At 73.5% G+C, this 11,880-nt stretch carries 9 protein-coding genes; 4 read left to right on the top strand and 5 right to left on the bottom strand.

The window, feature by feature from the left end; all coding sequences use genetic code 11:
- Positions 1 to 24 precede the first annotated feature (24 nt).
- Together PV789_RS05430 and PV789_RS05425 are read right to left on the bottom strand one after the other, a co-directional pair.
- Entirely contained in the window at positions 25 to 954 is a 930-nt protein-coding gene (locus PV789_RS05430) for an aminoglycoside phosphotransferase family protein (protein ID WP_274976412.1), read from the bottom strand.
- Positions 955 to 1,321: 367 nt separating this feature from the next.
- Positions 1,322 to 1,999 carry a sirohydrochlorin chelatase gene (locus PV789_RS05425; protein ID WP_274976411.1) on the bottom strand — a complete coding sequence of 226 codons (678 nt, stop codon included), beginning with the start codon at positions 1,997 to 1,999 and terminating at the stop codon, positions 1,322 to 1,324.
- An 879-nt stretch (positions 2,000 to 2,878) separates the two neighbouring features.
- Here PV789_RS05425 and PV789_RS05420 point away from each other — a divergent pair.
- The 3 genes from PV789_RS05420 to PV789_RS05410 all read left to right on the top strand — a co-directional run bounded on the left by PV789_RS05420 (position 2,879) and on the right by PV789_RS05410 (position 5,540).
- Positions 2,879 to 3,694 carry a nucleotidyltransferase domain-containing protein gene (locus tag PV789_RS05420; protein ID WP_274976410.1) on the top strand — a complete coding sequence of 272 codons (816 nt, stop codon included), beginning with the start codon at positions 2,879 to 2,881 and terminating at the stop codon, positions 3,692 to 3,694.
- A gap of 79 nt (positions 3,695 to 3,773) precedes the next feature.
- Complete coding sequence (def, locus tag PV789_RS05415; RefSeq protein WP_274976409.1) at positions 3,774 to 4,328, top strand: peptide deformylase; 555 nt, start codon at positions 3,774 to 3,776, stop codon at positions 4,326 to 4,328.
- A gap of 243 nt (positions 4,329 to 4,571) precedes the next feature.
- Positions 4,572 to 5,540 (top strand): coiled-coil domain-containing protein, encoded by a 969-nt coding sequence (locus PV789_RS05410; protein WP_274976408.1) that lies wholly within the window; start codon positions 4,572 to 4,574, stop codon positions 5,538 to 5,540.
- On the opposite strand, the gene PV789_RS05405 is transcribed toward PV789_RS05410, so the two are convergent.
- Genes PV789_RS05405 through PV789_RS05395 form a run of 3 tightly spaced genes read right to left on the bottom strand, consistent with a single transcriptional unit; the run spans position 5,537 to position 9,389 of the window.
- Positions 5,537 to 6,931, bottom strand: a complete 1,395-nt coding sequence (locus PV789_RS05405; RefSeq protein WP_274976407.1) for an MFS transporter — start codon at positions 6,929 to 6,931, stop codon at positions 5,537 to 5,539. The two genes, PV789_RS05410 and PV789_RS05405, sit on opposite strands and share 4 nt — an antisense overlap.
- 56 nt (positions 6,932 to 6,987) lie before the next feature.
- A complete protein-coding gene (locus PV789_RS05400) occupies positions 6,988 to 7,791 on the bottom strand; it encodes an alpha/beta hydrolase (RefSeq protein WP_274976406.1) in 804 nt (267 codons plus the stop codon).
- A 17-nt stretch (positions 7,792 to 7,808) separates the two neighbouring features.
- Complete coding sequence (locus tag PV789_RS05395) at positions 7,809 to 9,389, bottom strand: CPBP family intramembrane glutamic endopeptidase (RefSeq protein ID WP_274976405.1); 1,581 nt, start codon at positions 9,387 to 9,389, stop codon at positions 7,809 to 7,811.
- A 193-nt stretch (positions 9,390 to 9,582) separates the two neighbouring features.
- On the opposite strand from PV789_RS05395, the gene PV789_RS05390 reads away from it, so the two are divergent.
- Entirely contained in the window at positions 9,583 to 11,874 is a 2,292-nt protein-coding gene (locus PV789_RS05390; RefSeq protein WP_274976404.1) for an elongation factor G-like protein EF-G2, read from the top strand.
- The last annotated feature ends 6 nt before the right edge of the window (positions 11,875 to 11,880 follow it).

Raw genomic sequence — 11,880 nt, 5'->3', positions numbered from 1 at the left:
GCCGCAGGGGCCGTCCGGCACGGGTCACAGGACGAAGGCCTCCCCCTCCGAGAGCTCGATGAGCATGTCGAACTCGTCGGTGCCGCCGTGGCCGCGGTTGGCCTTGGCCACCGCCAGGCAGGGCGCGAACGCGCGCGCCCACGCCATCATCCGGTCGCCGTCCACGCCCAGGACACCGGAGAGCACGTCCACGCGCTGCACCACCTCCGGCAGGCTGGTGGCCTTCCACAGGGCCCAGTCCACGGCGTCGACCGCGGCGTCGCCCAGGCAGGCGCGCGGGTCGACGGCCACCAGGCCGCGCCGGCCGCCGTCGATGACGTTGCCCGGGTGCAGGTCGCCGTGGACGGGCACGACGTCCACCGTGCCGTTGGCCAGGTCGCGGGCCCGGCAGAAGCCCTGGTGCATGGCGGACGCGGACACCACCTCGGCGGCGGGCCCCTCGGCGCGCTCGCGGTTCCACAGGTCGAAGATGAACTGCACCCGCGAGGTCAGCGGGCGCAGTTCGAGCAGCTCGCGCCGGGGCACCTCGACGGAGTGGAGCTGGGAGACGAGCGCGCCGACGCTCTCCATCGGCGGCACTTTCCCGCCCTCCACGACGGTGTCCCCGTCGATCCACTCCATGAGGATGGCCCCGCGGGCGTTGTCGACCTCCCACACCCGGGGCACGCGCCCGGAGGTCTCCCACATCCGCAGCGTCCGTGCCTCGGACGCGGCCAGGCCGGTGTCCGGGGAGAGCTTGAGGACCGCGCGGTCGCCGTCCGGGCGCACGACGCAGACCACGACGGAGGTCCGGCCGTGGGGGGCCGGGCCCTCGACGGTCAGCCCCCACTCGGAGGCGAGCCCGGAGACGATCCCCGGGAGTTCGGTCAGCCACTCGCCGACGTGGCTGCCGAAGCGCCGTTCCAGACGCCGACGCTGCCGGTCATCGACGAACTGCGCTGTGACGTCACTCATACATCCACCTTAGGTTCGCTCGCGTCGATGACGGTTCGGGGCGGGCCCCTCACGGGTCGGCGGAGCCGCGGAGCGCACGGTCCGCGGCGCACTGGCTCTGTTCGGGTCCCGGACCGGTCGCGGGGGAACCTCCGCGCCGACGGGGGGAGAAGGGGGCCGCCGGAGGAGTCGCGTCCGGTCGCTGCCGCGCCGTGCGGGAGGCGGCGCGGTACGGATGCCGTGTTTGTGGGTGCGGGGAGTTCCCGCCCGTTTGCCCCTTACCCATCCGCGCGCTCCCGGTAACGGCGCCACGGCGCACCGAACCCCGCCGATCACCCGCGTGGTGGACGTTGTCGCCCTCGGTGTCGTCTCGTCGGGGACCGCGGTCTCAGGCCAGGCGCCCCCTGACCGCCCGGTGCTGGGCGAGGAGGGTGTCCACGACCAGCTCGGAGGGCCACAGGGGCTCGGTGATCGCGGTGACGTCCAGGCCGCGCAGCAGGTCGAAGTCGGGGCCGTCCACGAGTCTCCACGCGGCGACGGCGACGTTGTCCTGGCCGTGGCGGCGCAGCCGGTCGACGGCGTCGACCACCGAGGGCGCCCAGGTGCGCAGGTAGCCCACCTGGACCGGGGAGTCGAGGCGGCGGCTGAGCATGCGCGCCACGTCCATGACGACCTGGCGCTCCTCGGTGCCGGTGGTGCCGTCGGCGGCCAGCACCACGCCGTCGGAGGAGCCCCAGCCGGAGTCGGCCAGCCGCCCGGCCAGGTCGGCCACGATCGACGGGACCGCTCCCAGGGGCGGGGTCTGGCAGGCGTCGCTCATACGGCCGAGGTCGAGCCGGGTGAGCATGTGGGCGCTGGCGACGTCGCCGCCCGCGACGAAGGCGGGGACGACCACCTTGGGCCCCCGGACGGAGTGGACGGTGGCGGCGACGTCGTCGGGGCTGCCGAAGGCCGGGGTCACCGGCACCTCTCCCCTGCTCGCCACCGCTTCGGCCAGGCCCCACAGGGCGTCCCGGCGGTGGGTGTCACGCGAGTCGTCGGCTACGAGGACCATCGTCGGGACCATGCACGTCTCCTTCGGTACATCTGCGGGGGGAACTGCCCTTGCCCGCCGAGCGTAAAGCGGCTCAGTTTCACGGGGGTTGTGCGGTGTTACGCGGAGGAAAAAAGCGAACAATGGCTGTGGTGGTTATGACCACCGGGGGTCTGCGTGAACCATAACAATCGCCGAAAAAACGGGGCGTGTCCACTTCCGCGGAGAGTGGTGTAGGACTCACGGGTTCGGGAGGACGAAGGGGGCTATCCTTGGAACCGAGAGAGGCGACCACTCCCACCTGCCCCGACGAACCGCTCCTTCCTTCCCGCCCCGAAACCGGCCCCCGGCGGGACATGGCGGACACCACACCCATTCCCCGGCGGACGAATAGTCGTTTTCGCCCCGACCTCTCTAGAGAAATACCCAGCAAAGCTTTTCTCATGCATTCGTCAGGTGCGGATGCACGTGCGGCGGAATGTGCGGCGGCCTTCCTGCCTGAGGGGACGCGGATTTTCCCCGCCTTCGGAGCGCGCCGTTTTCCGCCGGCGCCCGTTCCCGCCCGGCGGCCCCGGCCGTCGCGCCACGACGCCGCGCCCCGCCCGGGCGGGGCCGGACCGCCCCGCACGCGCGCGAGGCCCCTTTGCACATCGCACCGCCCACTGTCAAGGGTGTGCGCTCCCCCAGGCCCCCATAGCCGCACACCACCTGACGTGGGGGGACAGGATGCGGGTCCGGCGCCATCACTTGCCATGACCCCCTCGGCCCGCTCACACTTGGTACCGATGGAGCGCGTACCCGCAGGCGGCACACGCCGCGGGAACCCTCCGGGCCGCCGCCCGACCGGACTCCCCACCTCCGGACGGAGCGCGCCCCCAAGATCCGCACCGAACCATCCAGACTGGAGTGAGCATGGCCGTCCACCCTCGGGTGCAGACGCTGGCCCAGACCTTTCTCGCGCACGCCGACCAGGAGGCCCCCGGCCTGGTCGAAGGCCTCTACCTGACCGGTTCGGTCGCCCTCGGCGACTTCCGCCCGCACACCAGCGACGTCGACTTCGTGATCGTCACCGGCCACACGCCCGGCAGGCGCGAACTGGAGCTGCTGCGACGCGTCCACGCGCGCACCCGCGCCGCCGCCACCGGACCCCAGTTCAACGGCATCCACGTCACCTGGGACGACCTCACCCGCGACCCCGCGGCCTGCGGCCCGGTCGCCTCGGTGATCGGCGGCCGGTTCCGCAACCGGGCCAGCGCCGACGTCAACCCCGTCACGTGGCACATCCTCGCCGAGCACGGCGTGACCGTGCGCGGCCCGCACCCGCTCGAACTGGACGTGTGGGACGAGCCCGAGAGCCTGCGCGCCTGGTCGCTGGGCTCCCTGGACGAGCAGTGGCGCCGCTGGCGCGAGAAGGCGGGCCGTCTGGTCACGCCGCGCGGCCTGGCCGTCCTGGGCTCCCTGGCGCCCTCCTGGAGCGTGCTGAGCGTGAGCCGCCTGCACTTCACCCTCAAGACCGGGGAGATCACCTCCAAGACCGGCGCGGGCGCCTACGCCCTGCACGCCTTCCCCGACCGGTGGCAGCGCATCGTCAACGAGTGCCTGCGCGTGCGGCGCAACACCAGCGCGCCCTCCCTGTACGAGAGCGCGCTGGCCCGGCGCAGGGCCGCCCTGGACTACATCGAGATGGTGCTGGACGACTCCCTGCGCCCCGGCCTGGCCGCGGCCTGAGCCGCTCGGAGCGGCCCGCGGGGTCCGGATCCTCCGCTTCCGTACCGCCGGGAGCACGCTCCCGACTACCCTGGGGCACATGACCATGCGCCCCATCGTCCGTTTCGGCGACCCCGTCCTCGTCACGCCCACCACACCCGTCACCCGCTTCGACAAGCACACCCGGGCGCTGGTGGACGACCTCCTGGAGACGGTCGAGGCCCCCGGGCGGGCGGGTCTGGCCGCCAACCAGATCGGCGTGGGCCTGCGCGTGTTCAGCTACAACGTCGAGGGCCGGATCGGCTACGTGATCAACCCGAGGATCGCCGAGCTGTCGGAGGAGGTCCAGGAGGGCGACGAGGGCTGCCTGTCGGTCCCCCGGCTGTGGTACCCCGCCACCCGGGCCGAGCGCGCCGTCGTCACGGGGGTGGACCTGCGCAACGAGCCGGTCACCGTGGAGGGCACGGGGCTGATGGCCCGCTGCCTCCAGCACGAGACCGACCACCTCGACGGCATGGTCTACATCGAGCGCCTGGCCCCGCAGACGCGCAAACAGGCCCTGCGCGACATCCGCCGCTCGGACTGGTTCATGCCCCCCGAGCCCCCCGAGCCCGCGGGCGTCCAACTGCCCAGCGCCTTCGGCGGCGCGGGCTGAGCGGCTCCCGGCGCCGCCTCCGGTGGGCCCGGAGCCGGAACGGTCGGCCGGGGGTCGGTCCGGTCCCCGGCTGCGGGTATCTTCGGACACATCCCCGCGCAGTCTCCCAAGTCACGTGAGTAACGCACTAGGCATGTAACGCCAAGATCTCGTATGGTCTGCTGAGCATCTCCCGTCGCCGAGGCTCCCCCCTTCACACGCCGCAGGCCAACCGGATGCGCTCGGACCATCCTCGGAGCAGACATGACACCCACTCCTCCCTCATCCGCGCGCGGCAGGCGCGCCGCCCTGTCCCTCGCCGCCCTGGCGGCGGCCCTGCTGGTCGCCCTGCCCGGGACGGCGCTGGCGGAGCCGGACAACGACGACGTGGACATCGACGAACTGAACCGGCGGGCCGAGGAGCTGGAGGAGAGCTACGACGGCGAACTCCTCCAGTTCAACGAGATCCAGGACCGCGTGGAGAAGGCCGAGGAGGACCTGGAGGAGGTCGAGGGGCGTCTGGAGGCCTCCCGGAGCGGTGTGTCCACCATCGCCTCCACCCAGTACAAGAGCGGCGGCGGCCTCGACCCGGCGTTCCAGGTGATCTTCTCCAGCGACCCCGAGAGCATGTTCGCCGACGCCGCGACGCTGAACTACCTCGGGCAGAGCCAGTCCGAGCAGATCTACGACCTCATCCAGACGCGGGACGAGGCCGCCCTGGTCAACGAGGAGCTCCAGACCGAGCTGGCCGAGGCCGAGGAGCTCGTCGAGACGCTGGAGGAGGAGCGCGAAGAGGTCGAGGCCAGGATCGAGGAGTACGAGGCGGAGCAGATCCCCGAGACCCCGGGCGACGGCAGCATCCCGGCCAGCGCGCAGGGCTGGGGCTGGGACGGGGCCACGCCGCGCATGGCGGCCATCCGCGACGAGATCGTGCAGAACTTCGGCGCCCCCTACCCGGTCGGCTGCCTGCGCTCCAGCGCAGACGACCACGGCGTGGGACGGGCCTGCGACTTCATGATGAGCGCGGGCGGCGCGCTGCCCTCGGCCGCCAACCAGTCCCTGGGCTCGCAGATCTCCCAGTACGGGATCGACAACGCCGACCGGCTGGGCATCAAGTACATCATCTGGGAGCAGCAGATCTGGCACTCCGCGTCCCGTCAGTGGAAGTGGATGGAGGACCGGGGCGACAACACCCAGAACCACTACGACCACGTGCACATCTCGTCGTACTAGCCGTCCGGGGCGGGCCGCCCCTGAGGCGCCCCGCCGGAGCGGCGGGCTCGGCCGCGCGCGCGGTCCCGGCGCCCCGCGCGCCCGCCGAGGGCGAGCGGCACCGAGGCCAGCAGCGCCACGGCCGTGACCGCGAACGCGGGCCCGTACCCGGTCAGCTGGATCAGCAGTCCCAGGACCACCGCCCCGGCTCCCGAACCCGCGTCGTAGCCGATGTTCCACACCGCGCTGGCCCGGCCGTACCCGGCCGGACCGGCGCGGTTCAGCATGAGGGTGACGGTCTCGTTCTGGACCGCGCCGAAGCCGAGGCCGAACACGGCCGATCCCAGGAGCACCAGCAGCGCCGTCCCGGTGCCCGGCGCGTCCCCGACCGACCACAGCGCGGCGGTGACCAGGGCCATTCCCGCGACAGCGCCGACCATGCCCGGCAGCAGCAGGAGGGTGCGCCGGTGGCGGTCGTGCAGCATCCCGGCGGTCCACCGGCCCGCCACCACCGCCAGCGCGTAGGCGGCCAGGGCGCCGCCCACCAGCCACGCCGCCCGCTCCAGGGGGATGGCCAGGAAGGTGATGATCGCGCTGGCCGACGAGGCGGTCAGCAGCATGAGCACCAGCGGCGCCGCCAGCGCCCGCAGCAGCGGGCGGCCCGCGGACGCGTCCGCGGCGGGATCACCGGCCGGGGCGGGGGCGGCGGTCCGGACCGTGCTCCGCAGCGCCGCCCGGTTGCGGCCGCCGTCGGCGTACCAGATGCCCCAGGCCAGGGCCCCGCCCAGGACCGAGCACAGACCGGTGAGCCAGAACGCGGTGTCGAAGCCGACGTTGAGGGCCAGCGCCACGCCGCCGGGCAGGATGAGCACCTGCGGCAGGCCGACCGCCAGCCCGTAGTAGCCGGTGGCCCGGCCGACCTGGTGGTGCGGGACCAGGCGGGCGGCGAGCACGGTTCCGGCGACGCTGACCATGCCGAAGCCAACGCCGCGCACCGCCGAGACGGCCACCAGCGGGCCCAGGTCGGCGGTCAGGGCGAACAGCGGGGTGGGCAGTCCCATCACCAGGGCGCCCACCGGGAACGCCCAGCGGTAGCCGCCCCTCTCCAGCAGCCAGGGCATGGCGAGCTGGGTGAGCACGGTGGTGAGCATGAAGACGGCGGTGGTGCTCCCGGCGCCGAACTCCCCCGCGCCGCCCCGGGTGGCCCACAGGGGGACCAGGGGCAGGACGGCGGCGAAGCCGCAGAGGCCGACCGCGGTCGCCGCGATGAGCAGGGCGAAGCCCCGTCCGCGCAGACCGGGGAGGGCGGGCGGGGTGGTGCCGGTGGTACCGCTGCCGTCGGCCGCCGCCCCGGTGGGGGCCGCCTCCGACGGTGTTCCGTTCCCGGGTGAGGACGAACGAGATCGGATCATCCGTCCTTTCTAGCCGACATGCGCACACCTGTCGACGCGGTGCCGATCCGCCCTGATCAGCCGCCCGCGCGGGCGTTCCCGCCGCCGACCCTCTCCGTGAGCCAGTCGCGGACGCGCGCGCTCAGCTCCGGGGTCACGGCGCGTTCGGCGTGCCCCATGCCCGGGATGATCCACAGGTCGCGCGGCTCCCTGGCGGCGTCGTGGATGGCGGTGGCGTGGGAGACGGGGAAGTAGGCGTCGGAGTCGCCGTGCACGACCAGCAGGGGCGTCGGGGAGACCTTCCCGGCGATCTCCCGGGGTTCGGCGGGTACGGGGTCCCACTCCTTGTCGACGACCCTGACCTTGCGGAAGCCGCGCAGGAACAGGCGCCCCGCTCTGCGGCCGATGCCCAGGTGGAGCAGCCGCATGGCGCGCGTCCCCCTGTAGTACCAGCGGCTGGGACCGCTGACCGAGACCACCGCGTCCATTCCGCCGTAGATGGCGGCGTGCCGGATCGCGACGGCCGCGCCCATCGAGAACCCCACGGTCGAGAGGGAGGTGTAGCCGAGTTCGCGCAGGCGGACGGCGACCGCCTCCAGGTCGTGGATCTCCGCGTTGCCGACGGTGCTGAGCCCGCCGGAGCCGTGGTGGCCGCGGAAGTCGAAGGTCATCACGTCGCCGAACGGGAGCAGCGCTTCGGCGACGGCACGCGTGCTCGGGTTGCGGTGGGTCCCGGTGAACCCGTTGGCGAGGATCACGGCGGTGGTGCGGGACCCGGCGCCGCGCAGGAGCACGGCGTCGATGCCGACCCCGTCGGAGGTGGTCAGCCGGTAGCGGTGTTCACGGGGTTGGGCGCGCGGGTGGTCAATGGCGTCGGACACCCCACTATCGTGCCCGATCAGCTCCAGCGGTCGGGGTCGGACCCCGGTGTGGTGTTTTCGTCACCGTAACGGCGGTCGATCCACTCGTCGGGGTACAGGCGGCGTTGCGCGGGGTCCTCCCCGCGGCGGTCGCCGCCCGGGAGGCCCTCGCGGGAGGGGTCTCCCGGCGCCCGGTGGGAGGGGAGGGGTTCGTGGCGGAAGGAGCCGGGGTACAGCGGGGCGTCGGAGGACGGGGCGTCCGGGCGGTGGCCGCCGTAGCCGACCGGGTCACCGCCGCCGAAGCGGTCGCCGTAGCCGGAGGAGGGTCCCGCGGTGGACAGACCGCTGTACAGGTCCTGCTGGAAGGCGCCGCCGTGGCTGTGGGGACCGCTGTTGCTGTAGGGGTCGCTGGGGCCGAAGTCCCTGCTCTGGGCCGGGAGGTCCCCGTAAGCAGAGTGCCCGCTGTGGCTGTGGGAACCGCTGTGGCCGTAGGAGGCGCCACGTGTGTAGGGATCGCCCTGGTCCGGGAGGCCCCCGTAGACCGGGGGGCCACCGTGACCAGGGGTGTCACCGTAACCCGACACGGCTCCGTGGGACGGGGTCCCGTGGGCGGGGGTCCCCGTGCCCGGCGGCACGGGCGGCATCGCCGTGTCCGCGCCCCCGTCCTCCTCCACGGCGGTCAGCGGCGGCTCCCCGGTGGCGGGTCCGTCCCCGTGGCCGTGCTCCTCGTACTCGCCGTACTCGCCGTACTCGTCGTAGGCCTCGGGGTCCCCGTCCTCCTCGTACCGCTCCCGCTCCCCCGCCTCGCGGACGTCGGCGGGCGGGAAGACCAGGGAGCGCAGGTTGAGCGCCACGTGGACCAGGACCGGCACCCAGACGCTTCCGGTCCCCAGGTACAGGACGGTGAAGAGGGCGCCGGACGCACCGGCGCTGACCAGGCCCCACCAGCCCTGGTAGAGGTGCGCGACGGAGAACAGCAGCACCGACAGCACGGCGGCGACCCACAGCGGCACGCCCATGCTGGCGACCAGGAGGATGAACAGGCCCCGGTAGAGCAGTTCCCCGAACACGCCCCCGGTGACGGCCACTCCGGCGGCCATCGCCCGTTCGGCGGTGGTGCGCGGTGCGAGCAGCCCCCGGTCGCGCTCGGGTTCGGGAAGGCTGAGCGGTGCGGAGGAGCGCCGTCCGCGGGCGCTCCCGCCCTGGTCGCGCCTGCCGCGCGCCGACCTGCCGCGGCCGCGACCACGGCCGGAGCGCCCGGGCCCCTTCGGAAGGCCGTTGACCAGAAGCCAGAACACCGTGAGGGCGAGCAGGCCGCCGACGGCGCCGCCCGCGATCGGCCCCCACGCCTCGGGCAGGCGCAGGCCCAGGTCCGCGGCGACCAGGTCCGGCGAGAGCAGCAGCACCCCGAAGACCACCAGGCCCCACAGCACGTGGACGCCCATGGTGACGGCGTGCAGGAGCGTGAGGGCGCGCGCGTCGCCGTCGCGCCTACGGGACAGCCACGTGAACGCCCTCCTGCCGAGGAGGGGTTCGCCGAGGGCCGCGAAGAGGAGCAGCAGGACCGTCAGAACGGTCCCGGCGAGGCTGAACTGAGGGAGAGACTCCGACCATGGCACGGGGCAATAGTAGGGGTCCGAAACAAGTCATAGTGCACATGCCGTATCTCACCCACGACCACTCCCGCTCCTGACCACCTCTTGCCGTGCGGCCCGAGAAGGGCGACCGTAGAAGTGACACAGGTCACAGCATGGACGGGTCGCCCGTTCCCGTGCGGCCACCGCTCGGACCACGAAGGGCTGGGTAACAGGGATGGCAGATCGCAACGTCAACGGAACCGGAGCCCCAGCCGGAGCCGTACCGAGGGCCGACGGGCCCCGCGGCATCCGCAACATCGCGCTGGTCGGACCGTCCGGCGCCGGAAAGACGAGCCTGGTCGAGGCGCTGCTCGCCGCCGCCGGGGAGATCGGTCGCCCCGGCAGCGTCGAGGAGGGCACGACCGTCAGCGACCACGACGAGGTCGAGATCCGGCAGGGGCGGTCGGTCGACCTCACCGTCAACCCGGTCATGGTCGGCGACGTCAAGGTCAACCTGCTGGACACCCCCGGGTACGCGGACTTCATCGGCGCGATGCGCGCCGGACTGCGCGGGGCCGACGCCGCACTGTTCGTCGTGTCCGCCCTGGAGGGCGTGGACGGCCGCACCCGCGTGCTGTGGGAGGAGTGCGCCGCCGTCGGCATGCCCCGGGCGGTGGCCGTCACCAGGATCGACCACCCGCGCGCGGACTACGACGAGGTGGTCGCCCAGTGCCGGGAGGCGTTCGGCCCGGGCGTGCACCCCGCCTACGTCCCGGCCGTGGAGAGCACGGGGGACGAGCGCCGCGTGGTCGGCGTGTGGGGGCTGGTCTCCGAGCGGTACTACGACTACTCCGGCGGTTCCGACGGCGCCGACGGCTCCGAGCGCGCGCAGCGTTCCGGCCACTCCGGAGGGGGCGGACCCGGGTCCGCCCCCTCGGCGCGTCCGGTGCCGGACTGGCTGCGCGAGGCGGCGGGACCGCTCCGGGAGACCCTCGTCGAGGAGGTCATCACCGAGAGCGGGGACGAGGTCCTCATGGAGCGCTACGTGGAGGGCGGCGAACTCGACCCCGACCTGCTCATCGACGACCTCCAGAAAGCGGTCGCCGCGGGCGGCTTCCATCCCGTCCTGGCGATCAGCACCACGACCGGGGTGGGTGTGCGCGAACTGCTGCGCGAACTGCCGCTCTCGTGCCCGGACCCGACCCGGCGCCCGTTTCCCGAGACCTTCACACCGGAGGGCGGACCGGTGGCGGGGCTGTCCTGCGATCCGGACGGCCCTCTCGTCGCGCAGGTCCTCAGCACCGCCGTGGACCCGTACGTGGGCCGGGTGAGCCTGGTGCGCGTCCTCTCGGGGACCCTGCGCCCCGACACCCGGGTCCACCTGCACGGCCACGGGGTCCCGTGCGGGCTGACCGGCCAGGACGAGCTGGACCGAACGGGCAACGACGAGCGCACGGGACCGCTGTCCGTGCCGCTGGGCCGCGAGAACCGGCCGGTGGGCCAAGCGGTCGCCGGAGACCTGTGCCTGGTGGCGAAGCTGCCCGACGCCCGCACCGGAGACACACTCTCCGAGCCGGAGCGGCCGGTGCGCGTGGCGCCGTGGCGCTTCCCGCGTCCGCTGCTGCCGGTGGCGGTGAGCGCGGCGTCCCCGGGGGACGAGGACAAGCTGTCGCACGCGGTGGCCCGGCTGGTGGCGGAGGACCCGTCCCTGCGGGTGGAGGTGAACGCCGAGACCCACCAGATGGTGCTGTGGAGCCTGGGCGAGGCGCACCTGGACGCCGCGCTGGACCGGTTGGAGCACCGCCACGGGGTGCGGGTCCGCACCGGGGAGGTGCGCGTGCCGCTGCGGGAGACCTTCGCGGTTCCGGCGCAGGGCACCGGGAGGAACGTGAAGCAGAGCGGCGGGCACGGGGAGTTCGGTGTCTGCCGGATCCGCGTGGAGCCGCTGGAGTCCGGCGCGGGCCTGGAGTTCGTCGACGAGATCGTGGGCGGGGTGGTGCCCCGACAGTTCGTCCTGTCCGTGGAGAAGGGCGTGCGCGCGCAGATGGCGGACGGCGTCGGGACGGTGGCCGGTGCGAGGGGCGGCGCTGGGTCGGGGGACGGAGCGGACCCCGGGGCGGGGTACCCGCTGGTGGACATCCGGGTGACGCTCTACGACGGCAAGGCGCACTCGGTGGACTCCTCGGACACGGCCTTCCAGAAGGCGGGGCGGCTGGCGCTCAGGGACGCGGCGGCCGCGGGGCGGCTGGCGGTGCTCGAACCGGTGGACGAGGTGTCCGTGGAGGTGGACGACGCCTACCTGGGCGCGGTGCTGAGCGACCTGTCGGCCCGGCGCGGCCGGGTGGTGGGGACCGAGTCGGTGCGGGGCGGCCGGGCGGTGGTGCGCGCGGAGGTGCCGGAGCTGGAGATCGTCCGGTACGCGGTTGAGCTGCGGTCGATCTCGCACGGCACGGGCGTGTTCAGCCGGGAGTACGCGCGGCACGAGCCGCTGCCCGCGCAGGCGGCGGCGCGGCTGGCCGGCCGGTGAGGCGAG

Source organism: Nocardiopsis camelliae, assembly GCF_028993595.1.
In the GTDB taxonomy this organism is placed as follows: Bacteria; Actinomycetota; Actinomycetes; order Streptosporangiales; family Streptosporangiaceae; genus Nocardiopsis; species Nocardiopsis dassonvillei.
The sequence above is the reverse complement of the archived record's forward strand: the minus strand, read 5'-3'. Positions and strand labels throughout refer to the sequence as shown.